This is a genomic window from uncultured Tateyamaria sp. (assembly GCF_947497045.1).
GTDB lineage: Bacteria > Pseudomonadota > Alphaproteobacteria > Rhodobacterales > Rhodobacteraceae > Tateyamaria.
Window position 1 is genome coordinate 321,745 of record NZ_CANMEU010000001.1, and the last position, 23,603, is coordinate 345,347.

Genomic DNA, 23,603 nt, shown 5'->3' on the forward strand with positions numbered 1-23,603 from the left:
CATAACTCTTGCGTGACCTCAGCGATACCCTGCTCTACTGGTACGACGTGCATGCGCGCGTGATGCCGTGGCGCACCGCACCTGCCGGCAAAAAGGCGGGCCTGCGCCCGGATCCATATGCCGTGTGGATGTCCGAGATCATGCTGCAGCAGACGACCGTGGCCGCCGTGACCGCCTATTTCCAGCGCTTCATGGCCCGCTGGCCCACGGTGAGCGATCTGGCAAGCGCGCGGGACGCGGACGTGATGGGCGAATGGGCGGGCCTTGGGTACTATGCCCGCGCGCGCAACTTGCTGAAATGCGCGCGCGCCGTGGTGGCCGAGCATGGCGGCGTGTTTCCTGCCGATCATGCCGCCTTGCTGAGACTTCCCGGGATCGGGCCGTATACCGCGGCGGCCATATCCTCGATCGCGTTCGATCTGCGCCACACGGTCGTTGATGGCAATGTCGAACGGGTCATGGCGCGGATGTTTGATGAACACACACCCCTTCCCGCTGCCAAACCGATCCTGACCGCCCATGCCGAGGCGTTGACACCGCAAGAGCGTCCCGGTGACTATGCGCAGGCGGTCATGGATTTGGGTGCCACGATCTGCACCCCAAAGTCACCCGCATGCGGCATCTGCCCCTGGCGCGACCCCTGCATTGCGCGGGCAGAGGGGACGGCACCGGATCTGCCAAAAAAGGCACCCAAAAAACCCAAACCCGTCCGGCATGGGACGGTGTACCTCGCGCAGCGCGAAGATGGGGCATGGTTGCTGGAAACCCGGCCTGACAAAGGATTGCTGGGCGGCATGCTCGGGTGGCCCGGATCTGATTGGGTCGACATCAGTGCGCCGCGCCCAACCGCCCCACCCTTTGATGCCGCGTGGACAAAGCTGCCCGGCGACGTGCGCCATACATTTACCCATTTCCACCTGATCCTCGATGTGATGGTGGCCCCCGCCATCGACAAAGTGCCTGATCGGGGCCGATATCTGAGCCGCATCGAATTTCGCCCCTCTGACCTGCCCACCGTAATGCGCAAAGCCTTCGATCTGGCGCAGATGTGAGCAATCGGACCGCCGCGTCACGCTTGGCAGAGCACGCATAATCGCTCTACACATATCAGGTGCGCGACAACCCCAAGGACCCGACCATGATCCTGCCTCCTCAGACTGTGGCCAAGGTACAAAATGCCCTGCCATTTGGCCTATCATTCCTGCTGATCCCATTGGCCTTTATCAGCGCCATTTATGGCGGGTGGACGGTGATCCTGTTGCCCGTGGTGACCTGGTATACGTTTTCATTTCTTGACCTTGCGGTTGGTTTGAACACCGACAATGCGGACCTTGAAACGACCGAAGAAGAACTGTTCTGGTACACCGCCATCACCATCGCCTGGGTGCCGGCGCAATTCCTGATGTTGTTCACGCTGATCTGGTATGTCGCCCCTGCCGAGCACCTCAACACCTTTGAGAAAATCGCGATCTTCTTTGGGGTTGGTGTGATCACCGGTACGGTCGGCATCAACTACAGCCATGAATTGATGCACCAGAAGAACAAACTGGAACGCTGGCTTGGGGATGCGCTGCTGGCCATGGTTCTTTATTCCCATTTCCGGTCCGAACATCTGCTGGTCCATCACCGCTATGTGGCGACACCGCGTGACCCGGTGACCGCGCGGATGGGCGAGAGTTTCTATCGCTTCTACCCCCGCGTCCTCAAACAGTGCTTCCAATCCGCGTGGAAGGCCGAGGCCGCGATGCTCGCCCGCAAGAACCTGCCTGCGACCGATTCCAGCAACCCGTTCTGGAAATATGCCTACCTACAGGGGGTGTGCTTTCTGCTGGCCTTTGCACTTGGGGGTTGGGCCGGGATCGGGCTGTTCCTTGTGCAGGCCGGGGTCGCGATCTGGCAGCTTGAGCTCGTCAATTACATCGAGCATTACGGTCTGACCCGCAAACATCTGGGCGATGGCAAGTATGAACATGTCCAGCCCCGCCATTCGTGGAATGCAGCCCAAAAGGCATCGAACTGGCTGCTGATCAACCTTCAGCGCCATTCCGATCACCACTATAAACCCGACCGCCGCTTTCCTGTGCTGCAAAACTACACCGAGGCTGATGCGCCCCAACTGCCCTATGGCTATCCGGTGATGACCATCGCGGCGATGTTCCCATCGCTCTGGCGGCGCGTGATGAACCCACGGGTCAAGAAGTGGCGCGACATGTACTATCCCGAGATCACGGATTGGAGCGCGTATAACAAGGCCGCCAACCCGCTGCCGCGCTAGTCTTCGCGCCCTCGGTCATATTGGGTCATCCCGGCAAAGGGTGCCAGCCACGGTGCCCTGCGCACCGTCCAGCATTCGTAGGTTGGTGTCAGGCCGTCAGGATCATCCATCGCGCCAAGGTGCAGTTCGATCTCTGCCCCGCTGCGTGCAAAAACCGATGATCCGCATGCGGGGCAAAAGTGGCGTTCGGCCTGATGCCGGGTTGGTCCGGTGACGCGCACACCGCTTTCGTCAAAGACCGCCGCAGCGTAAAACAGTGCACCATGATGCCGACGACAATCAAGGCAATGGCAGATGCCGACGCGCAAGGGCGCACCCGTCGCCACAAACCGCACAGCCCCGCAGGTGCATCCGCCCGTAACCTGTTTCATCAGTCGATCACCCAGACAGACACGGGTGCCGCCACGCCGCGCACCGGCTGATCGGGGGCCGCCCGAAATCCGCCCGGACGCCCCGCAGCGGTGATCGCTGCATCACTGACAATCGCACGCACATCCAGCACCCGCGTCAACGCCTCAAGCCGACTGGCCACGTTCACCGTGTCGCCCAACACCGCAAATTCCAGCCGGTTCGCGCCAATGTCACCCAAAACAACCTGCCCGAAATGCAGACCAAAACGCGCGTCGATCTCCGTCAGGCCATCAGCGCGGCGTGCCACGTTCAACGCGTCCATCCGATCCACCATGGCCTGCACGCAAGCGACGGCACGCGCCGCATCGTCCTCCTGCGGCAAAGGGGTACCGAATGTCGCCATCAACCCATCACCCAGATATTTGTCGAGCGTGCCGCCATGGGCAAACACCTCGCTTTCCATCCGGGCATGAAAGGCGCGCAAGGTCTCGATCACCTCTTGGGCCGGGCGTCCGTCCGCAAAGGCTGTGAAACCGACGATATCGACAAACAAAACTGCCGCATCATGCGTGCGCACCTGCCCAAGGGGTTCATCCTTGGTCGACAAAGCCTCAACCATGGTCGGGGAAAAGTACCGGGCCAGATTGGTACGCGCACGCGCAGTCTCGGCACTGTCGAGCACGAGGGTCTGATAGCGACGCACAGTGATGGCCAAAATCCCCGCAACAAGGATGAACACCACCACTTCCTGAATGCGAAAGTCCCAATGCACCACTCCCGGATCCATCTGCGCACTCAAAACCGGGTTGCCCGGGAACAAGGCCAGTGCGGCAGTGCTGACATCCGGATCGGTCCAGCCAAACCACCAGACGCACAAGGCCCCCAACAACCACAACCCGGCCGTCCACGTCCCCATCGAAATGATGGTACGCCACGAATAGGACAGCACGCCGGCCGCCAGCAGCACATAGAAATACTGAAACACCTCGAACTGATAGATCAGCGCGGGTGGATTATGCGCATCTGACAGCGGGTTGGGCAGCAACAGCGCCAAAGTCATCAACAGAAGGTCGGCAAACAGCCACGCCAACTCGGCGCGTGACTGGCCGACCCGCCCTACACGGCGCTGTGCGAGGCTGACAAGTACCAGGCAGCCCAGAAGGGCCAGATACCAGATCACCTCCCAATTCGGGTTAAGATAGATCAGCAGCAGGGCCGTGACGGACAGGGCCGCGATGCGCGCACGCACCGCCAGATCCATACCTTCGCGCTTGTTGCGCTCAAGGGCGGTGCGGGCATGCGGATTTGCAGGAAGTTCAGCCATGGGATCGACCCGCACGGGCACGCTATCGGCTTGGGTGATGTCACTCATTCCAGTTGCTCCTGCATCGGGTTGACCTATGCAACTGTAGCGCAAGAAAAAAGCCCCGCCAAAAGAAAGGCGGGGCATAGGTACAGTGCCATAGGTCGGCGGGTTAGGCCGCAGGCACCTGGCGGTGTTCGAAAATTCGGTTAGTCGTGCATCTCGGCCCGGATTTGCTGACGCAGCACGTCGATAGGCACAACCTTGCCTTCGCGCTTGAAGCACCAGTAGGTCCAGCCGTTGCAGCTTGGGGCACCTTCAAGATGGGCACCGACCTGGTGGATCGACCCTTTGATGTCGTCCCCGATCAAGGTCCCGTCGGCGCGCACCTTGGCCTTGTGACGCTTGTTCATCGAATAAAGCTCTTCGCCCGGACGCAGCATGCCGCGTTCCACCAGCTGCCCGAAGGGCACGCGGGGCTCAGCCCGTTTGGAGGTCGAGACAGCCAGCGCCTCGCGATCAAATTTGCGCACAGAAGCGATGCGTTTCTCGGCCACCTTGCGATAGGCGGCCTCGCGCTCGATCCCGATATACTCACGGCCCAGCATCTTGGCGACGGCGCCTGTGGTGCCGGTGCCAAAAAACGGATCGAGGATCACATCGCCGGGATTGGTCGAACCAACCAGCACACGGTGCAACAGGCTTTCGGGTTTCTGGGTCGGATGGGCCTTGTCGCCCTGATCATCCTTCAGACGTTCGTGGCCCGTGCAGATCGGGAGCACCCAATCGCTGCGCATCTGGATCCCTTCGTTCAGGGCCTTCAACGCCTCGTAATTGAAGGTGTACTTGCTGTCTTCGGACTTGCCCGCCCAGATCATCGTCTCATGGGCATTGGTGAACCGCTTGCCACGGAAATTGGGCATTGGGTTGGACTTGCGCCATACCACATCGTTCAAAATCCAGAAACCTTCGTTCTGCAACGACGTACCAACACGGAAAATGTTGTGGTAGCTGCCAATGACCCAGATCGCGCCATTGGGCTTGAGTAACCGGCGGGCGGCCTTCAGCCAGGCGGTGGTAAACTCGTCATAGGCGCGGAATGAGTTGAACTGATCCCAATGATCATCAACCGCATCCACCTTGGAGTTGTCGGGGCGATGCAATTCGCCCTTCAGCTGTAGGTTATACGGCGGATCAGCAAAGATCAGATCAACGCTGCCAGCTGGCAGGCTGTTCATTACATCAATGCAGTCACCCGCAATAATCTGGTTCAAGGGAAGCGCCTCAGCGCCCTTTACATGTTTCGTCATCGTCTGCCTCTGTCCCCGGCACATTTTGTGCTCGTTGGTTGGGATCAGGATGAGTCATTGACGATTCGCGGTCAATTTCTTTTTTGAATCAGTAGGTTAAGAAAAATACTTGTCACAACATATTGTGGACGGGTTTGAACGAACGTCTATGGTGTGGGGTCACCCCGAGATTTTGCAGCGCGGCCATGTGGCTTTTTGATCCGTAGCCCATGTTTGTCTCCCAGCCATAGCCGGGATGCTGTTGCGCCAAATCCACCATGATCCGATCGCGACATATTTTGGCCACAATTGAGGCCGCCGCGATAGAGAGCGAACGCCCGTCCCCCTTGATCACGGATGTGGCCGGAAGGGCCAGACCACGCGGGATCATATTGCCATCAATCAACAGATGTTCAGGCGGGGCGCGCAGGCCCGCAACAGCACGCTCCATCGCAAGGTGCGATGCGCGCAGAATGTTCAAATCGTCAATTTCGGCGACGCTGGCATGGGCGACAGAAACATCGGCACAAGCGATGATCTCCTCCCACAATACCGCACGGGTGCGCGCACTCAGCTTTTTGGAATCATCCAGGCCCACAGGACACCGGGCCATATCCAACACCACAGCCGCCGCCGTCACAGGCCCCGCCAAGGGGCCACGGCCCACCTCATCCACCCCGGCAACCCGACACCCAAGCGCGTTCTCCAACTCAAAATCCGGCATAGATGCCCCCAAACTTCTTTTGACCAAAAATACCGCCGCCGGAGGCAAAACGCACTTTCGGGACGAAAGTGCAAATATCACGTGCCACCGCAAGGTGGCTCAATGCGATCACAAATCAAAAAGAGGGCGGTGCCCGAACACCGCCCTCTTCAGTTTGACTGCGACATGGGGGAACCTTGCCGCACTCACGGACCCGCTCTTAGCGACGGGCCAATTGATAGCCATGACGGTTCAGGCAGCGCGCAGCATATCCCTGACGCCAGCCACGGTTGGTGCGAAACTCACGGTGACACTGCACGGGCAGGCTGTGCACATGGCGATAGTTGTTCTCCAGACACCGCTGACCAAACACACGGGCATATCCGCGATGGGTGTCAAAGCTGCGCAGACACTGCTGCGGTAGCAATTTACGGCTGACCCGATTTGGAATTGGGCGCGGATTGTGTTTGTGGCGCTGTATGTGCTGGGGTGCCTTGTGAACCTTTTTGCGCTTTGTCTCTTTGCGATGGCGGTCCTTGCGATCATCCTTGCGGTCCTTGATGATCGCACCCACCACAGCCAGTCCAAGCAATGCAGCAATCGCTGCCGCAGCCTGATCATCCTGCGCGCGGGCCGGGGCGGCGCTGAACCCTGTGATGGCAATGGCGAGTGCGGCAATGGTTGCAATAAAGGGGCGATGCAGTTTGAGGGTCATGGGGGTAAGTCCTTTCAGATGTGGCAGGCCGAGCAAGGCGGCGATGACACCAAACTGGCTGTGGAGCACCCGGACAGGCAATAACGGGGCTTTGTTATGCGATATCATCCGCCCTAGCCCACTGAGGTTATTGAATATCCGCACCGTTACGCCCACTCTGAGGCCTATGAAACAGATCGCTCTCTCCCTCGCTTTGACCCTCGCCTGTACGGGCGCGGCTCAGGCGGCGTGCTTTGCCGATTACAAGGCCAAGCAGGACAATCCCCTCCGGCTGCATTATGGCGTGGCTGAAATCTCGGGCCAATGCGCACGCGCCTCCGCGCAATCCCAACTGCGCGCACGGCTTGCCGCAAATGGGTGGACATTGTTGCAGGTTCTGTCCGTATTTGACGCCCAAGGGCTCGACCAAAGGAAAAACAGTGCCGGACAATACTACCTCCGCTTCTGACATGCGGCGCGCGGGCGGACGTCTGGTCACGTTCGGAATCGCCGGAATCATGGCACTGTTGTTGCTTGCGGCCTCACTGTTGTTTCTGACGTTGCCCGATGCCGGGGCGTTCGATACGCGGGTCGAACAGATCTTTATCGAAAACGCCGACCTCACCAGTCCGGCTGAAATCAAGCTGCTCGAAATCCTGGCCCAATCGGGCACGGCATTCTCGGACACACTTGCCAGCTACCGGGTGGTGATCTTCGTATTGCTGGTATTTGCCACGGGGATGATGATTGCAGCCCTCATCTTCCTTGTGCTGCTGGTAACCTTCAACCGTCGCATGGCGCAGATCGAGCGAGCAGGTATTCAAGTGAACTCCCTGCTGATCAGCCGCGAGGAAAACACGGTCTACCTCAACAACCTCGGATTCAAACTGACAGATGCGGCAATGGAAACCATGTCCGTACTGGCCGAGGCGCGCATGGATGACGACGTGTTGTCAGGCTCGGAGATCGAAGGGGTTATCTCGGGGCGCAGTGCTGCCGATTGCGACGAGGCGGCAGGGGCCACTCGGATCAAACGGCTGCGCGACACGCTCGGCAACCAGATCGTGAGCGAACTGTTGGTGAAAAACATCGCGCGACGCGGCTACATGCTGAGCGTCGAAAAAGACGTGATCAAAGTTCTCTGACCCTTTCCTTTCGCCAAAAATACCTCCCCGGAGGGCAGGGTCTTTGCGGATGCAAAGGCCAAGCATCGTGTGGCGCGCATGCGCCTCATTTCGACAGTGGCCATTTGGGGGCGCACGCAGCTAGGGTGCGCCAACACCACAAGGAGAGATGCCCATGCCCGCCCCCCACAACCCGTTCAAGGCCGCAATCAACAACGGTGAAACCGTCATTGGCTGCTGGCTGTCTCTCGGTGACCCCCTCGCAACCGAAATCGCGGGCACCGCCGGGTTCGACTGGTTGCTGATCGATGGGGAGCACACACCATACGACATCTCGCGCATACGGATGCAACTGATGGCACTGCAAGCTTCCGACAGCCACGCGGCTGTGCGCGTTCCGAGTTCGGAAACATGGATTATCAAACAGGTCCTCGATGCAGGCGCGCAGACCGTGCTGGTGCCCATGGTCGAAAGTGCGGAACAAGCCCACCAACTGGTTGGCGATATGCGCTATCCTCCGACCGGACACCGCGGCGTGGGGTATTCCGGGGCCCGGTGCAGCCGGTTCGGCGCGATCACGGATTACGGCCAGACCGCGGATGATCAGATCTGCCTGCTGGTGCAGGTCGAAAACCGGGCGGGCATCGCCAATCTTGACGAGATCCTCGCAGTCGAAGGCATCAATGGCGTCTTTATCGGCCCTGCTGATCTGTCGGCTGACATGGGTCATATGGGCGATCTGACCCATCCGGATGTGCAGGCGACCATCAAGGATGCGTTTCAGAGGATTGAGGCGGCGGGGAAAGCCCCCGGCGTCCTCGCCACCACGCCCGAGATGACGCAGGATTGCCTCGATTGGGGCGCACGTTTTGTTGCTACAGGCATTGACCTTTTAATCCTTGCCAAGCAGTTGCGCAGCTTGGCGGCGACCTGGAAAGGCAAAGTTACGCGCTAGCGCTGTGGTTTCGCCGCGCTGGCGCTGCGGCGACAGGCCGGGGGTTCCACCCCCGGACCCCCGAGGTATTTAAGGCGAAAGGAAAGACAGTCCTACTGCACCGTCAGCCCCCTTTGATCCCCATGGCGGCTTGGGTATAGCCGCCCGCTGCACCGTCGATGAAGTGCACGTGCGTGTCGTCCATGATGGAGGGTACAATACAGGTCATCATCGCCTCGTCCTGGGTGTGCAGGCCGTATTTGATCGTGCCTGCTGCGCGCGCGCGTTCAAGGATCTCTGTCAGTCGCGCCACAGTCGCGGTGTCGCAATCAATTGTCATTTTCAGCCCATCGTCGAACTTGCGGTAGTCCGCATTTGCGCCCACAGTTCGCTGATAGTGGGCCGGGTCGAAGCCGCCCAGCTTGATCCTGGTCTTGAGCAGCACCCACGCAATTGCCGTTTCAAACAGAATTTGACGACGCCGTTTGGCAAGTGGCATATCCCCCCGGCTCGCATGGGCCTCTAGCACCGCTCCGGGCGGCGGCCAGCCCGTTCCCGGCCCCTCGGGTGGTGACGGATGCCCGCCTCGGTCGAGGGTTTGCACAATGTCGAGCACGTCTTGCGCCACCACACTGAAGGTTGCCGCATCCACACCTTGCCCCGGTTGCACGAGCAGTGACAGGATCGTCCCGCTTTGGGCCTTCATATGGCTCCACCGGCAACTCAGGCCCGTGAGGTCAGGTTGCGTGCCGGCGGGTGCCTCGGCCACCGTTTCGATCCCTGCTTTCATCTGATCCTCGGCCCAACTGACCCCGCCTCCGGTGAACATGGCATAATCCACCCCCTGAGACGCCGAATGACGGGCGACTGCCACCTCGTGCCCGGCCGCCCGTATATCCGAGACCGCGAACAGCCCCACCCGCAGCCCCATGTCAAATTCTGCCCGCGCCCAGACTTGCACCGCTGCCAGCGCAGCCTCTGCCTGTGCGCGAAACTCGGGTGGGTGCGCGAACGCCGCTCCGTCCCCGCCAAAGACAAACGGAAACGCCCGCCCGTTTGCGGCGTTGATCTGGGACGAGATCACGGCCGCCCCGATCATATTCACCACTTTGTACTTTCCTGCCGCAATCGCATCTGTTGACCCGATAATATCAGACGTTCCCACCACCCAATCGTCAGGCAGCGGGTCGTAATGCACTGGGTCCGCCAATTCGGAAAAGGCCGCACGCCGCGGCAGATCATCGTAAAACATGCATCCCCTCTTTCATATTGGACCCTAACACGCCCCCAACAATCGGCAATGAGGCTTGCGCAGCCGCCCCGCCCATGCCACCCCATGCCCCAGATTGGAGACCCCCATGAAAGCTGGACTGACCCTGTTGGCCCTGGCCTATGTCTTGAGCCAGTTTTTTCGCGCATTTTTGGCCGTGCTCACGGCCCCATTGGGCACCGACCTCGGCGTTGGCCCGGATGTTCTGGCCACCGCGTCGGGCTTGTGGTTCCTCGCCTTTGCCGCCATGCAGATCCCCGTGGGCATTGCGCTGGACAGTCTCGGGCCCCGCCGCACCGCCGGGTGGCTGTTCCTTTTTGGAGGTGCGGGTGGCGCTGCCCTGTTCGCAGTTGCGCAGGGCCCCCTCTATATCCATGCCGCAATGATACTGATCGGGGTGGGCTGCTCACCCGTGTTGATGGCCAGTTTCTATATCTTTGCGCGCGAGTTTGAACCGGCACGCTTCGCCACCCTCGCGGCGCTGATGATTGGTGTGGGAACGGTGGGCAATCTGATCTCATCCTACCCGCTGGCCTTTGCTGCGGACACGATCGGGTGGCGTGCAGCCCTTTGGGGGCTTGCCGCCCTGTCGGGGGTGATCGCCCTTGGTATCCTTACAACCGTGCGTGATCCGGCCAAGGTGACGGGCACGGTGGAGGGTCGCCTGATGGACCTCCTCCGCCTGCCTGTGTTGTGGCTGATCATTCCGCTTGCGGCGATGAACTATGTTCCGGCTGGCGCTGTGCGCGGCCTTTGGATTGGTCCGTACCTGCGCGATGTGTTCGAGATGAGCACCAGCCAGATTGGCCAAGCCTCTTTGGTGATGAGCGTGGCCATGATTGCAGGGGTTGTGGCTTACGGCCCGCTTGATCGTATCCTGGGAACGCGAAAATGGGTGGTTTTTGCGGGCAATGCGCTGACGGCATCCTGCGTACTTGCCCTTGCTGTCTGGGTCGACGTGTCCCCCATCCTTGCAATTGCGCTGATGGCCGGGATCGGTTTTTTCGGAGCCACCTTTCCCGTCATTGTCGCCCATGGGCGCAGCTTTTTCCCGGCGCATCTGACGGGACGAGGCGTGACGCTGATGAACCTATTTGGGATCGGGGGCGTGGGGGTGATGCAATTTGCGTCCGGGCGCATTCACACGGCCGCCGCTGGCAGTGACCCGGGCGCGCCCTATGTCGCCGTCTTTGCCTTTATCGGTGTGGCCCTTGCGCTGAGCTTGATCCCCTATGCACGCAGCCGTGACAACGTGGGCTGAACCGCCCCCTTTCCCCTCGCGGCTATTGCGTATAAAGCGCCCTCACCTACCCAAAAAGGAGAAGTCGCATGGGGTATCGTGTCGTCGTCGCGGGTGCCACCGGTAACGTGGGCCGTGAAATGTTGAACATCCTGGCCGAGCGCCAGTTTCCAGTGGACGAATTGGCCGTACTGGCCAGCCGCCGTTCGCTTGGGACCGAAGTATCCTTCGGTGACAAGACATTGACGACCAAGGATATCGACACATTCGACTTCACGGGCTGGGATATGGCCCTGTTCGCCATCGGCTCGGACGCGACCAAGACATATGCGTCCATCGCCGCCGAGGCCGGCTGCGTGGTCATCGATAACTCGTCGCTTTACCGTTATGACGCGGACGTACCCCTGATCGTGCCGGAAGTGAATGCCGATGCGATCATGGGCTATTCCAAGAAGAACATCATCGCCAACCCCAACTGCTCGACCGCGCAGATGGTTGTGGCCCTGAAACCCCTGCATGACCGCGCAACCATCAAGCGCGTCGTCGTCAGCACCTATCAGTCCGTGTCCGGCGCGGGCAAAGAGGGCATGGACGAGCTGTGGGACCAGACCAAGGCGATCTACAACCCGACCTCGGATGTGCCCCCCAAGAAATTCCAGAAGCAGATCGCGTTCAACGTCATCCCGCAGATCGACGTGTTCATGGAAGACGGCACCACCAAGGAAGAGTGGAAGATGATGGTGGAGACGAAGAAGATCGTCGATCCGTCCATCAAGGTCACGGCCACATGTGTGCGCGTCCCCGTCTTTGTAGGCCACGCCGAGGCGGTCAATATCGAGACCGAGGATTTCCTCGATGAAGACGAGGCTCGCGATATTCTGCGCGAGGCCCCGGGCATCATGGTCATCGATAAGCGCGAGGATGGGGGCTATGTTTCGCCTGTGGAATGCGCGGGTGACTATGCCACCTTCATCAGCCGGATCCGGCAGGACAGCACCATCGACAACGGGCTGAACTTCTGGTGCGTTTCGGACAATCTGCGCAAGGGTGCGGCCCTGAATGCCGTTCAGATTGCCGAGCTGCTGGGCACGCGGGTGCTGCAAAAAGGCTGAGGGCGGGGCGGAGGACACCTCCGCCTTACGGGCCGACGTGACGGGGTAAGGCGGAGGTGTCCTCCGCCTTTTTCACGCGCGCTTGCGCCAAACCTGCGCGATCATTTCCCTTTCCCTTTGTCGCTGTTGCATGCACCCTGTCCACGACCTCGAAGACGAAAGGTGCTGTTCCATGCGTTTGCTTGCCGTTGCTTTGCTGCTGTGCCCCCTGCCCGGCCTTGCCGATACCTTCACTCTGGACGCGCCGCCTGTCGCGGTCACGGCCTATGCCAGCGGTGCGCAGGTCACCCGACGCACCAGCGTTGATCTGCCCGCAGGCCAGCACATCCTGCGCATTGCAGACATGGACCCGAACGTATGGCCCGAGGCGATTGATATCCGCCTGCAAGGGGCTGTGATCACGGCGCGCCAATGGACGCAGGCACCTGATCAACCCTACCGCGCACCGCGCACGCCAGCCTGGCTGGCCGCCAAAGAGGCGCGCGATCAGGCCGCTGAGGCGCTGGCCGCACGTGACGATCAGATCGCACTTGCCCTTGCCAAAGGCGATGCCGCGCAGGATCAGATCGCATTCCTGAATGGCATCGCCCTGCCGGATGAGACCGGAACGGACGTGGACACGTTGCGTGCCATCGGTCAGTTGATCGCAAGCGACGGCACAGCCGCCCGCGCTGCCATCCGCGCTGCCGAAACCGAGGCGCGCACCTTGCGGGCTGATCGCGATGACCTCGAGTTTGCCCTGCGTGAGGCCGAAGCCGCCTTGCGCGCTGTGACGCCGTCCAACACGCAGCCCGCCACGTTGACTCTCAATGTCACGGTGGAACAGGCGGGGTCTGCAACGCTGGAGATCAATTACATCAGCGATTTCGTGCAGTGGGCCCCGACTTACCGCGTGGTGCTGGCTGAGGATGACACGCTGATGATTGAGCGCGGCGCGAGCGTCACCCAATCATCGGCGGAGGACTGGACCGATATCAGCCTGACCCTGTCGACCCTTTCGCCGTTTGAAGGATCCGAACCCGGCACCTTGCGCCCCTTGCGCCGCCGCATCATCGATCCAAAGGAAGAGGCCGAGACATTCTCGCGCTTGCGCGCGCAATCGGGTGTGGCGGATATGGCCTCGCCGATCATGGAGGCACCTGTTATAGTGGAAGAGGCCACCGCCACCGCCGATTTTTCCGGGGTCGGGGTCAGCTACACGCTGCCCGGCACGGTCTCCATTCCCGCCCAAAGCGACGCGGTGCAGATCGCCCTCGACACCCTCGACTTTGATGCTACCCTGACAGCCCGCGCCGTGCCTGCCCTCGACGACACCGCCTATCGACTGGTGGAATTCGAAAACACATCGCCCGAAATCCTGTTGCCCGGCGAAGCGCTGCTTTACGTGGGCACGCAATTGGTCGGGGCGGCTGATCTTGACGCGCTCCCGCCCAACGACACGGCCGACATCTTCTTTGGCCGCATCGAAGGTCTCCGCCTGACCCGGACCGTGCTTGACCGCAACGAGGGGGATCGGGGCATCATCACCCGCTCCAACGAACAACGCGAGGAGATACGGATCGATATCGAGAACCTGACCGACCGCGCATGGGATGTCACCCTGCGCGACGCCGTGCCCTTTTCGGAGCAGGAGGATCTTGTGATCGACTGGAGTGCCACGCCGTCGCCGGATGACACTGCGGTAGACGACCAGCGCGGTATCCTTGAATGGGACCTGACGCTGGCCGCTGGCGAAACCCAGTCCATTGCGCTGCAAACCGAGCTGAGATGGCCCGAGGGCATGATTCTCAGATAGCTGTTTTTGCCCATTCTTGGTTTCTATCTGCTTAACAAAAATCCGGCGTAAGCCTGCCGCATCCTCGGATGCGGCATTGGTTATAGTTTTATCTATATCTTATCGACGTCTAAGCTATTGATATAAAAATAAATCCTGAACCTTAAACCTGATCGTTAAAACTCGCGCGGATCACGCAAGAAATCAGTAATTTGCGCCTGTCATACCAGTCTCATCAAACCGGTCGGGGGGCCGGGGAAAGTGTCAGCACCGAGGCTGATGCACAACATAAAGGTGAGTGGGATTATGATGATGAACTGGATGATGACGCTGATCCGCGGATCGAAGACTGAAACAACTGACCGCGCTGACGATGATCGGTCGCAAGTGACACGGGACGAGGTGGCCGATCTGTTCGCCGCTGACCTGGCCCGCCCGGCGCTGCAAAAGCGCGCCAAGGTGCAGCGCCGCAAGCCGCGCCGCTTCACGGCAGTAAGCCTTCCTATGTGTGCCTGAGATCAAGCAAGGCCTGCGCACGACATCACGCGCCACTCTGATCGGGCGCGGCGGGCCATAGGATTTTCAAGCAATAAAAAATCAAGGCTCGGATCACATACCGGCCTGACAAGAACTCCATACGCATTTGGGTAACAAACGTTGAGGTGCGTGGCGTATGGATAAAGTGGGGTAACGAGTGGCGAGGCGGTGGACCGGACAGCGGTGCGCCGCCTCTTTTTTTCGCCCTGCGGCGGGATCAGAACCGTTCGGCGCGCACGACTTCGCAGTCGCTGATCGACACGATCCCGATATGACGATCCACCACCGCAAATGCGGCGTCCAGCAATGCATCCAGTCGGTCGGGCCGGATCACGCAGACGACCTGCACCATTCCTGTACCCCGGCTGACCTGACCTTCGCGGCTCCACCCGCCGGACCGGCCTGATCCGCCCAGCACCGGCAGCACCGACCATCCGGTCACCCCAGCCCCTTCCAGCGCATCCGTCAGACGGCTTTGCATGACCAGTTCGATGATGATGGCAACCCGTTTGGCTTTGTGCGTCTGCATGGTGGTGTGGTGCTCCTTCAGGTCAGTGCGCTGGCCACAGCCACATAGATCGGCAGCCCAAGCGTCAGATTGAACGGGAATGTCACCCCGAGGGACAACGTCAGGTAAATCGATGGGTTCGCTTCGGGCAGGGCAACCCGCATGGCCGCAGGCACCGCGATGTAGCTGGCCGAAGCCGACAGCACCATGAACAGCACGACCCCGCCCGTACTCAGCCCCAATACCAGCCCCGTGCCAAGGCCCAGGGCCGAGCCCACAAGCGGCATCACGACCCCAAAGGCCAGTACACCCGGCTTCAACACCCCCGACCCGCCGCGCAATCCACGCCCCGCGACCAGCCCCATATCCAGCAGGAACAGGCACAAAACCCCCTGGAAGGGTGACACGATAAAGGCCTCGATCTTGGCCAGTCCTTCGGCCCCCGTGATCCACCCGATGGCGAAGCTGCCGACCAGCAACACGATGGAGCCGTTCAGCATGATCTCGCGGATCAGGTCCTTGTCCATCCGGCGGGCATCGCCCCCGCGCGAGATCAGCCAGAGGGCAGACAGGATCGCCGGGGCCTCCATCGCCGCGGCAACCGCAACCATGTACCCTTCAGAGGCAATTCCACTGCTTTCCAGCACCGATGTGCCCGCCACGAAGGTCACAATCGAGATCGAGCCGTAATGCGCCGCAACCGCAGCGGCATCCAATCGGCTCAGCCCGCTCATCACCTGCAAGAGTGCAAACGCAATCAGCGGCAGGACGGCTGACAGGATCAGTCCGGCAATCAGCGACAGGGCAAGCGTCGCGTCGATGCCATGATCGGCCACACTCACCCCGCCTTTGAACCCGATGGCGAACAGCAGATAGATCGACATGCCCTTGGCCACCGCCTCGGGGATATTCAGATCGGACCGCGCCAGTGCTGCGGCCACCCCAAGCGCAAAGCTGAGGATAATGGGCGACAACAGGTTGGTCGCCGCAAGGCTCAGGATTTGATCCATGCGGATCCTTTCAGTCAACCGGCGCCCTAGACGGGTTGAAAATCAAGTGTTTTACCCATGAATTGGCTCATCCCGCCTTCCGCGATATCCGTCCACAGCCCGTGAATGCTGAGCGAGCCGTCGTTCACGCGTTCCTCAACAAAGGGGAAGGTCATCAGGTTTTCCATAGACGTCACGACGGCCAGTTGTTCAAGCCGTTGGGCTTTGTCCTCCGGTCCCTGAATATCGGCGACTTCGCTGAATTTGGGTCGCAGAATATCCATCCAACGCCCGACAAAACTGGACTTTTCCTCAAGCTCGGGGGCTCGTCCCTCGCACATGTCGATACAGCCCTGCACCCCACCACAGCGCGAGTGGCCAAGCACGACGACATGCGCGACCTTGAGCACATTCACCGCGTATTCCACGGCTGCCGAGGTGCCGTGGTGATCCCCGTCCGGCTCATAGGGGGGAACGAGGTTGGCAATATTGCGGTGGATAAAGAATTCGCCCTGATCCGCTCCGAAAATCTGCGTGACCTGTACCCGGCTGTCACAGCACGAAATCACCATCGCCCGCGGGCGCTGTCCTTCAGTAGCCAAGCGGCGATACCAGGCGGAATTTTCGGTATAAGTGGTCGCTTTCCACCCCTGATACCGTTGCAAAAGAAATGTCGGAAGCGGTTTAACCCTGTGCATGGTGTGGTTTGGCCTGTCCCTGAGTGGCTTTAGGGGCGGTAAATACCCGGAATTGTCAGCAAATTCGAGCAAAAAGGCGCTTTGGCCCTAACGATTTGGGAACCGTCTTTGTGGCATCACAGGTTCAACCGTGGGGGCGGACCACAATGTGTGACAAGAGGTGATAGTTTTGAAAAATGTAACTCAAATCCGATTGGCTGAGGCTGTGCATGTCGATCAAGACCGTTTGGGTGCCCTTTATTCCCAGATGGATGCCGACAGCGCCGAAGATGTCGTGTGCCGCGCGATGGAGGAGTTGGCGTTGCGTATGGGCCATTGTGACCGGCAGTACCGCGCGGGCGATCTTGGAGCATTGCACAAGTCCAGCAAGTCGCTGATCGCGATTGCGGATCAGATCGGGATGACGGTTTTGGCCGGCGTGGCCCGTGATGTTGCGACTTGCGCAAAAACGGGCGATCTGGTCGCACTTGCCGCCACCCTGGGGCGGTTGATGCGGACGGGTGAGGGGTCGCTATCGGCCATATGGGAGTTGCAGGACGTGACCATCTGACGCCGCACCCTTGCAGCAGCAGGCAAAGCAGATAGGCTGGCAGGCATCACATGATCAAAAGGTGCCTAAATGCCACTTACCTTCGCCGCGCCCGACGCCGCCGCCATCCCTTTGCACCTGCTTGCCGAGGATGCAGTGCAGCCTTGGCTCGACACGCAAAGCGATACGGTAAAACACTGGGCCAGCGCGCAGGGGTTCACAGGGGCCATCGGACAGGCGTTGACCTGCCCCGGTGCGGATGGGATAAGCGTGGCCGCCATCGGCTATGGCACCGCTGCCACGCGTAAACGGGGCCGGTTTCATCTGGCTGCCGGGGCCACGCGATTACCATCAGGCACCTACGATCTGAAACACACACTGGATGCCGACACACGCGATGTCGAAGCACTCGGCTGGTTGCTCGCTGCCTATCGGTTTGACCGCTACAAGGACCAGTCCGCGATGAAAGCAGCGTTGATCGCGCCCGAGGGCACAGACGCCACAAGGATTGAGGCGATTGCCAACGGCGAGGCCCTCAGCCGCACCCTGATCAACACACCAGCCTCCGACATGGGCCCCCCGGATCTTGAGCAGGCCGCCCGTGATCTGGCCGAAAAATTCAACGCACAGATCAGCATAATTGCGGGCGACGACCTGCTCGCGCAGAACTTTCCGATGATCCACACCGTTGGCCGCGCAGCAGATCGCGCCCCCCGTCTGATTGACATGCAGTGGGGGAACAACGGGCCACGCCTGACGCTTGTGGGCAAGGGCGTTTGTTTTGACACCGGTGGGCTGAACCTCAAACCGGGAGCATCCATGGGGTTGATGAAAAAGGACATGGGCGGGTCTGCTGCCGTCCTTGGGTTGGCACAGATGATCATGGCAACCGATCTGGACATCCGATTGCGGGTCCTGATTCCCGCAGTCGAAAACAGCGTTGCAGGCAATGCGTACCGACCCGGTGATATCCTCACCTCGCGCAAGGGCCTCACGGTCGAAATCAACAACACCGACGCCGAAGGGCGGCTGGTGCTGGCAGACGCGCTCGCACTCGCGGATGAGGACAAGCCCAATCTGATCATCTCGATGGCGACACTGACAGGAGCGGCGCGCGTGGCCGTTGGCCCCGATCTTGCGCCCTATTTCACCGACAGCGATCCTGTGGCAACCGCGCTGGAAACAGCGGCGCGCACGCAAGCGGATCCCGTCTGGCGCATGCCGTTCCATGACCCCTACGAGGCGATGATCGAACCGGGCATTGCTGACCTCGACAACGCGCCAAAAGGCGGGTTCGCCGGGTCCATCACCGCCGCCTTGTTCCTGCGCCGCTTCGTGACCGAAACACCCTACATGCACTTTGACATCTACGGCTGGCAGCCAAGCGATGCGCCCGCCCGCACAAAAGGGGGTGTGGGGCAAGGCACCCGCGCGCTGTTTGCGGCCCTGCCCGATGCTCTCAAACCATGAGTGATCCGCGAACGACACCCAATCCAGACTATCTGGGTCTCGATCGGCCCGGCCAAATCCTGTGGCCCCATGTCGATCTGTGCCGCATGCCCGGGGGCGTGCGCGACCGCCAGCTTTTGTGCGGCGCGCATGTGACGGTCATGGGCGAGGACGACACGCATGCCTACATTCGCGCCGCCCATGATGGTTATATCGGCTTTGTGCCAAGCCGCTGCATCGGGACACAACTGCCCCCAACGCATCACATCACAAGCCCGGGCGCACATGCCTACCGCAAGGCATCCATCAAAGCCCCCGAAACCGCCGCTTTCAGCTTTGGGGCCGCGCTCACGGCTCGCACAACCTCGGATGACTTTGTCGAAACGCATCTCGGGCACGTGCCCAAAGCACAACTGACACCGCTGCCATCAACGAACCCAACAGACACGGCACGGCTGTTTCTGGGCACGCCCTACCTGTGGGGCGGCAACACACGCGCCGGCATCGACTGCTCCGGGCTTGTACAAATCGCGCTCACAACCGCAAACCAGCCCTGCCCCGGCGACAGCGATCAGCAAGAGGCTGAAACCGGCATCCCCGTGCCAGACCAGGACTACCGACAAAACGACCTGCTGTTCTGGGAGGGGCACGTGGCGCTGATCACCAGCCCGACAACCATGATACACGCCAATGCTTATCATATGCAGGTCGTCGAAGAAGACATCACAACCGCCCTCGACCGCATCGCCAGGACGGCGGGTCCCGTGACCAGCCACAAACGGATCACACCCTTCTTTTGACCAAAAATACCGTGGGGAAGTTTGAAGGGGCAACGCCCCTTCATCAGCAAAAATAGATAGCCCCCGCGCAAGCGGACAATCGGGTCACTCCACCGCGCGGATCAACTTGCGCTCAAGCACCCGCAAGACCGTCTTCAGATCGTGACCGCGCCGCAGGATCTGACCGCCAATACCGATCACCGCATACATCCCCTGACGCCCACGCAGCTTGGGACGCTTCTCAATCCGATAAAGCGGGGTCTCAGCCGTCCGGCGAAACACCGAAAACACGGCAACCTCGCGCAAACAGGAGATGCCGTAATCGCGCCACTCGCCCGCCGCGACCATCCGCCCATACAGCGACAGGATCACCGCCAGCTCCGTGCGGTGAAACGCCACCTGCGGGCTGGGCATCTCATGCGAGTTTGAAGGGGGGGGCGTATGCAACGTCATACCGGACAGTCGCGCGGTGCGACACACATTTCAAGAGGGGTCGTTACGAATGCTTGAACGCGTTACAGAATACGGGCAACATCCACATATTCGGAAACGCATGAGGGGCCATGACACCGCAAGACCGCGCAGAACGCAGCGCAGACATCATGTGGGCCAATGACGCCGCCAGTCAGTCTTTGGGCATGCACATCGCCGCCATCGGCCCCGGTACGGCGACCCTGAAAATGCCGGTGCGCACTGACATGCTGAACGGGCATGGCATGTGCCACGGCGGCTTCATCTTTACGCTGGCCGACAGCGCCTTTGCCTTCGCCTGCAACACCTACAACGCGCGCGCTGTCGCCCAGTCCAATCAAATCACCTACCTCATGCCCGCTCAACCAGACGAGACCTTGACCGCAACAGCAACCGAAGTTGCGCGCCATGGTCGGACCGGCACCTATGACGTCACTGTCACCGGAGCGGCTGGCCAACAAATCGCCCTGTTCCGCGGGCTATCGCGCACCATCAAAGGCCACCATTTCCCCGAGGACAGCGCATGAAAGACCTCACGCCAACCAGACACATGCTGGATCCCATCGAGATCGCCAGCCGAGACGAAATCGAAGCGCTCCAACTTGAGCGATTGAAATGGTCCCTATCGCACGCCTACACAAATGTCCCGCATTACCGGGCCGCCTTCGATCGCGCGGGCCTGCGCCCGGACGATCTGCACAACCTCGCCGACCTCGCCAAATTCCCCTTCACCGTCAAACAGGATCTGCGCGACAACTACCCTTTCGGCATGTTCGCAGTACCGCGCGGTCAAGTGAAACGTATCCACGCCTCCTCGGGCACAACGGGGCAGCCTACGGTCGTGGGCTACACCGAAAACGATCTGAAACACTGGGGCGATGTGGTCGCGCGGTCCCTGCGCGCGGCGGGGATGCAACGGGGGGACCTGCTGCACAACGCCTATGGCTATGGCCTGTTTACCGGCGGCCTAGGCATCCATCTGGGTGCCGATACACTTGGGCTGACGACCATTCCGATCTCGGGCGGAATGACCCCGCGCCAGGTGCGTTTGATCACGGATTTCGAGCCCAAAGGGATTACGGTCACGCCCTCCTATGCGCTCTCGGTTCTGGATGAATTTGCAGCCCAAGGCATTGATCCGCGCACATCCTCTCTTGAGGTTGGCATATTCGGAGCCGAGCCATGGACAAACGCCATGCGCCGTGAAATTGAGCAAGCCTTTGATATGCACGCCGTTGATATCTATGGCCTTTCAGAGGTCATCGGCCCCGGCGTCTCGATGGAATGTGTCGAAACCAAAGACGGGCTGCACATCTGGGAAGACCATTTCTTCCCCGAAATCATCGACCCCAATTCAGGCGAACCCGTGCCCGAAGGCAAAATGGGCGAACTTGTCTTTACCTCACTGACCAAAGAGGCATTTCCCATCATCCGCTACCGCACCCGCGACCTGACACGGTTGCTGCCCGGCACGGCACGGTCCATGCGGCGTATGGAAAAGGTGACGGGGCGATCTGACGATATGATCATTCTGCGCGGGGTGAATGTGTTTCCAACGCAAATCGAGGAATGCCTGATGGCCACCCCCGGCCTTGCGCCACATTTCCAGATCGAGCTAACCAAACCCGACCGTATGGATCAGATGCGGGTACTGTGTGAGGCAACAGACGGGTCCGTGGACGCAGCATACGCGGCCAGCGCCCTGGGTGACCAGATCAAGCAGAGCATCGGGATCAGCGTCACGGTCGATGTGAGGGCTCCGCACAGTGTCGCGCGTTCCCAAGGCAAGGCGGTGCGTATCATCGATAATCGCTGACGGATCAGCGCGCGTAGCGGGCGAGAAAGGTCTCAACCGCACCATCGACCACCCGGTCAATGTCAGCCTCGCTCACGGTGTTGATAACACCGAACATCAATCGGGGCCAAAGGTCAGCCTTACACAGTTCCCCAAACTGATCCGCGGCCAAGGTCAGATCGTCGATCCGCAACTCACCGCGCGTGACGGATTCGGCAAAATAAGCCGCCATCTCGCCTCGCATCCGTTCCGGGCCGGATTTGTAAAAGGCACGCCCGATCTCCGGAAAGCGATCCGATTCCGCCACGCAGATCCGAAACACCTGCTGTCCAAACTGCGAGGTGATAAAGCGCAAAAAATGACGCCCCGCCTGGCTCAGCACCTCGCGCGGTGGGGCGGACATATCAATGTTGTCGATGGCAGCCTGGCTTTGACGGGCGCATTCGGTATTGGCGACCTCCATGAATAACAAACGCTTGTCGGGGAAATAGCTGTAAAGCGTCGCCTTGCTGACGCCCGCCTCTTTGGCGATATCGTCCACGCTCGCGCCCTCAAACCCGTCCGCCATGAACACGACCCGTGCCCCTTCAAGCACCTGATCGAATTTGCGGCCCTTCCGGACGATGAGGGTGGCGTCGTTCATATGGTGTCCTGTCTGGCAAGGACTTGGTTTATAAACCGATCCGTTCAGTTTCCATAGACAATTCCACTCAGATGCCGGTGCAGGACACATCAAAGGACGCTGCGTTCTCTATTCTTTACTCCAAAAGCGGATCGGCGGTGGATAGCGTCGTGCACACGCGATACGCTTGATCCATGCTTGCGATCCTGTTGAAAACCCTGCCCTTCTTTGCGCTGATCGGTCTTGGATATTGGGCAGGACGCACCCGGTTTTTCAGTCAGGAGGCGACCGCCTACCTCGCCAAATTCGTGTTCTACTTTGCGCTATCGGCAATGATCTTCCGCTTTGCCGCCAATCTGGAACTGGCACAGGTCTGGGACGGTCGGCTCGTGGCCGCATATCTGTGGGGGACCGCGTTTGTTTACGGGATCGCCACAGCCGTAGGGTTTTTGCGCGGGCTTGATGTGCAAACAAACGCGGTCGAGGCGCAATGCGCCGTGATCGGCAATGCGGGTTTTCTGGGCTTGCCGATGCTTGCACTGCTCTTTGGCCCGCAAGCCATTGGACCCGTGATGTTGGTGCTGGCCACTGACCTTATCGTATTTTCCAGCCTGATCGTGATCCTGATCACCGTAGGGCGGGACGGGCGTATGTCACCGGCCGTCCTTCGCACCATCGGCATCGGGCTCATCAAGAACCCGATGATTGTCGCGATGGGGCTGGGGTTGATCTGGGCAGGGCTGAAACTGCCAATCCCCGCCCCGATGAACGATTTCCTGAACATCCTGGGCGGGGCCGCCACCCCTGGTGCGCTCTTCGCCATCGGCGCTTCACTCGCCTCGAAATCAGCCGAACGGATCGAAATTGCAGGCTGGCTGAGCTTTTGCAAGCTGGTGCTGCACCCGGCATTGGTGGCGTTTTCCGCCATCTATCTGTTCAAGGTCGAAGCCTTCGGAGCAGCCATGATCATCGCCTGTGCAGCCATGCCGGTGGCGGGCAACATCTACATGCTGGCCCAGCATTACGGAGTCGCGCCCCAAAGAGTGTCGGCAGCAATCCTCGTTTCAACCGCACTCAGCGTGATCACCCTCACAGCCGTCATCGCATGGATCAGCTGATCCTCTTCATCTTGCCAAATAAACTCCCGCCGGAGGCAA

At 60.2% G+C, this 23,603-nt stretch carries 26 protein-coding genes; 15 read left to right on the forward strand and 11 right to left on the reverse strand.

Annotation, left to right across the window (positions count from 1 at the left end; genetic code table 11):
- Positions 1-8 precede the first annotated feature (8 nt).
- Both mutY and Q0859_RS01835 read left to right on the forward strand, forming a co-directional pair.
- Positions 9-1,052, forward strand: a complete 1,044-nt coding sequence (gene mutY, locus Q0859_RS01830; RefSeq protein WP_299147157.1) for an A/G-specific adenine glycosylase — start codon at positions 9-11, stop codon at positions 1,050-1,052.
- 86 nt (positions 1,053-1,138) lie between these two features.
- The gene (locus Q0859_RS01835) at positions 1,139-2,275 is read left to right on the forward strand and encodes an alkane 1-monooxygenase (protein ID WP_299147158.1); all 1,137 of its coding nucleotides are present in this window, start codon (positions 1,139-1,141) and stop codon (positions 2,273-2,275) included.
- Here Q0859_RS01835 and Q0859_RS01840 read toward each other — a convergent pair.
- The 5 genes from Q0859_RS01840 to Q0859_RS01860 form a co-directional block, all read right to left on the reverse strand.
- Positions 2,272-2,646, reverse strand: a complete 375-nt coding sequence (locus Q0859_RS01840; RefSeq protein WP_299147160.1) for a GFA family protein — start codon at positions 2,644-2,646, stop codon at positions 2,272-2,274. The two genes, Q0859_RS01835 and Q0859_RS01840, sit on opposite strands and share 4 nt — an antisense overlap.
- On the reverse strand, positions 2,646-3,998 hold the full coding sequence (locus Q0859_RS01845) for an adenylate/guanylate cyclase domain-containing protein (protein ID WP_299147161.1): 1,353 nt from the start codon (positions 3,996-3,998) through the stop codon (positions 2,646-2,648). The genes Q0859_RS01840 and Q0859_RS01845 overlap by 1 nt, the downstream gene beginning before the upstream one ends.
- Before the next feature lie 140 nt (positions 3,999-4,138).
- Positions 4,139-5,239 carry a site-specific DNA-methyltransferase gene (locus Q0859_RS01850; protein ID WP_299147162.1) on the reverse strand — a complete coding sequence of 367 codons (1,101 nt, stop codon included), beginning with the start codon at positions 5,237-5,239 and terminating at the stop codon, positions 4,139-4,141.
- A gap of 112 nt (positions 5,240-5,351) precedes the next feature.
- Complete coding sequence (locus tag Q0859_RS01855) at positions 5,352-5,942, reverse strand: ribonuclease HII (RefSeq protein ID WP_299147163.1); 591 nt, start codon at positions 5,940-5,942, stop codon at positions 5,352-5,354.
- A gap of 199 nt (positions 5,943-6,141) precedes the next feature.
- Positions 6,142-6,636, reverse strand: a complete 495-nt coding sequence (locus Q0859_RS01860; protein ID WP_299147164.1) for a hypothetical protein — start codon at positions 6,634-6,636, stop codon at positions 6,142-6,144.
- A gap of 166 nt (positions 6,637-6,802) precedes the next feature.
- Between Q0859_RS01860 and Q0859_RS01865 the strand changes: the two genes are divergently transcribed.
- The 3 genes from Q0859_RS01865 (at position 6,803) to Q0859_RS01875 (ending at position 8,694) form a co-directional block, all read left to right on the forward strand.
- Positions 6,803-7,084 (forward strand): hypothetical protein, encoded by a 282-nt coding sequence (locus Q0859_RS01865; RefSeq protein WP_299147165.1) that lies wholly within the window; start codon positions 6,803-6,805, stop codon positions 7,082-7,084.
- On the forward strand, positions 7,056-7,760 hold the full coding sequence (locus Q0859_RS01870; RefSeq protein ID WP_299147166.1) for a hypothetical protein: 705 nt from the start codon (positions 7,056-7,058) through the stop codon (positions 7,758-7,760). Before Q0859_RS01865 ends, Q0859_RS01870 begins: the two co-directional genes overlap by 29 nt.
- Before the next feature lie 154 nt (positions 7,761-7,914).
- The gene (locus Q0859_RS01875; RefSeq protein WP_299147167.1) at positions 7,915-8,694 is read left to right on the forward strand and encodes an HpcH/HpaI aldolase/citrate lyase family protein; all 780 of its coding nucleotides are present in this window, start codon (positions 7,915-7,917) and stop codon (positions 8,692-8,694) included.
- A gap of 103 nt (positions 8,695-8,797) precedes the next feature.
- Here Q0859_RS01875 and Q0859_RS01880 read toward each other — a convergent pair whose 3' ends face one another.
- Positions 8,798-9,925: a DUF3095 domain-containing protein gene (locus tag Q0859_RS01880; RefSeq protein ID WP_299147168.1), complete on the reverse strand. Its 1,128-nt coding sequence runs from the start codon at positions 9,923-9,925 to the stop codon at positions 8,798-8,800.
- 106 nt (positions 9,926-10,031) lie between these two features.
- Here Q0859_RS01880 and Q0859_RS01885 point away from each other — a divergent pair, with 106 nt between their 5' ends.
- From Q0859_RS01885 to Q0859_RS01900, 4 genes are all read left to right on the forward strand, one after another.
- Positions 10,032-11,204 carry an MFS transporter gene (locus tag Q0859_RS01885; RefSeq protein ID WP_299147169.1) on the forward strand — a complete coding sequence of 391 codons (1,173 nt, stop codon included), beginning with the start codon at positions 10,032-10,034 and terminating at the stop codon, positions 11,202-11,204.
- 68 nt (positions 11,205-11,272) lie between these two features.
- Positions 11,273-12,295 carry an aspartate-semialdehyde dehydrogenase gene (locus Q0859_RS01890; RefSeq protein WP_299147172.1) on the forward strand — a complete coding sequence of 341 codons (1,023 nt, stop codon included), beginning with the start codon at positions 11,273-11,275 and terminating at the stop codon, positions 12,293-12,295.
- 172 nt (positions 12,296-12,467) lie between these two features.
- Positions 12,468-14,090: a DUF4139 domain-containing protein gene (locus Q0859_RS01895; RefSeq protein WP_299147174.1), complete on the forward strand. Its 1,623-nt coding sequence runs from the start codon at positions 12,468-12,470 to the stop codon at positions 14,088-14,090.
- Between the two features lie 291 nt (positions 14,091-14,381).
- On the forward strand, positions 14,382-14,585 hold the full coding sequence (locus Q0859_RS01900; protein ID WP_299147175.1) for a hypothetical protein: 204 nt from the start codon (positions 14,382-14,384) through the stop codon (positions 14,583-14,585).
- A gap of 238 nt (positions 14,586-14,823) precedes the next feature.
- Here the strand turns inward: Q0859_RS01900 and Q0859_RS01905 are convergent, their stop codons facing one another.
- The 3 genes from Q0859_RS01905 to Q0859_RS01915 are packed head-to-tail and all read right to left on the reverse strand — an operon-like array spanning position 14,824 to position 16,801.
- Positions 14,824-15,135 carry a transcriptional regulator gene (locus Q0859_RS01905; RefSeq protein ID WP_299147176.1) on the reverse strand — a complete coding sequence of 104 codons (312 nt, stop codon included), beginning with the start codon at positions 15,133-15,135 and terminating at the stop codon, positions 14,824-14,826.
- A 17-nt stretch (positions 15,136-15,152) separates the two neighbouring features.
- On the reverse strand, positions 15,153-16,124 hold the full coding sequence (locus Q0859_RS01910; protein ID WP_299147177.1) for a sodium-dependent bicarbonate transport family permease: 972 nt from the start codon (positions 16,122-16,124) through the stop codon (positions 15,153-15,155).
- A gap of 26 nt (positions 16,125-16,150) precedes the next feature.
- On the reverse strand, positions 16,151-16,801 hold the full coding sequence (locus Q0859_RS01915; protein WP_299147178.1) for a carbonic anhydrase: 651 nt from the start codon (positions 16,799-16,801) through the stop codon (positions 16,151-16,153).
- A 160-nt stretch (positions 16,802-16,961) separates the two neighbouring features.
- Here Q0859_RS01915 and Q0859_RS01920 point away from each other — a divergent pair, with 160 nt between their 5' ends.
- The 3 genes from Q0859_RS01920 (at position 16,962) to Q0859_RS01930 (ending at position 19,579) form a co-directional block, all read left to right on the forward strand.
- Positions 16,962-17,351 carry a hypothetical protein gene (locus Q0859_RS01920; RefSeq protein ID WP_366523166.1) on the forward strand — a complete coding sequence of 130 codons (390 nt, stop codon included), beginning with the start codon at positions 16,962-16,964 and terminating at the stop codon, positions 17,349-17,351.
- A 69-nt stretch (positions 17,352-17,420) separates the two neighbouring features.
- The gene (locus Q0859_RS01925) at positions 17,421-18,800 is read left to right on the forward strand and encodes a M17 family metallopeptidase (RefSeq protein ID WP_299147180.1); all 1,380 of its coding nucleotides are present in this window, start codon (positions 17,421-17,423) and stop codon (positions 18,798-18,800) included.
- Positions 18,797-19,579 (forward strand): NlpC/P60 family protein, encoded by a 783-nt coding sequence (locus tag Q0859_RS01930; RefSeq protein ID WP_299147181.1) that lies wholly within the window; start codon positions 18,797-18,799, stop codon positions 19,577-19,579. The genes Q0859_RS01925 and Q0859_RS01930 overlap by 4 nt, the downstream gene beginning before the upstream one ends.
- An 84-nt stretch (positions 19,580-19,663) precedes the next feature.
- Here the strand turns inward: Q0859_RS01930 and Q0859_RS01935 are convergent, their stop codons facing one another.
- Positions 19,664-19,972, reverse strand: coding sequence for a DUF2794 domain-containing protein (locus tag Q0859_RS01935; RefSeq protein ID WP_366523167.1), 309 nt, complete (start codon positions 19,970-19,972; stop codon positions 19,664-19,666).
- A gap of 149 nt (positions 19,973-20,121) precedes the next feature.
- Between Q0859_RS01935 and paaI the strand changes: the two genes are divergently transcribed.
- Both paaI and paaK read left to right on the forward strand, forming a co-directional pair.
- Positions 20,122-20,556 (forward strand): hydroxyphenylacetyl-CoA thioesterase PaaI, encoded by a 435-nt coding sequence (gene paaI, locus Q0859_RS01940; protein WP_299147183.1) that lies wholly within the window; start codon positions 20,122-20,124, stop codon positions 20,554-20,556.
- The gene (gene paaK / locus Q0859_RS01945; protein WP_299147185.1) at positions 20,553-21,845 is read left to right on the forward strand and encodes a phenylacetate--CoA ligase PaaK; all 1,293 of its coding nucleotides are present in this window, start codon (positions 20,553-20,555) and stop codon (positions 21,843-21,845) included. The genes paaI and paaK overlap by 4 nt, the downstream gene beginning before the upstream one ends.
- A 4-nt stretch (positions 21,846-21,849) precedes the next feature.
- On the opposite strand, the gene Q0859_RS01950 is transcribed toward paaK, so the two are convergent.
- A complete protein-coding gene (locus Q0859_RS01950; protein ID WP_299147186.1) occupies positions 21,850-22,467 on the reverse strand; it encodes a TetR/AcrR family transcriptional regulator in 618 nt (205 codons plus the stop codon).
- 173 nt (positions 22,468-22,640) lie between these two features.
- On the opposite strand from Q0859_RS01950, the gene Q0859_RS01955 reads away from it, so the two are divergent.
- Positions 22,641-23,564 carry an AEC family transporter gene (locus tag Q0859_RS01955; RefSeq protein ID WP_299147187.1) on the forward strand — a complete coding sequence of 308 codons (924 nt, stop codon included), beginning with the start codon at positions 22,641-22,643 and terminating at the stop codon, positions 23,562-23,564.
- Positions 23,565-23,603 lie beyond the last annotated feature (39 nt).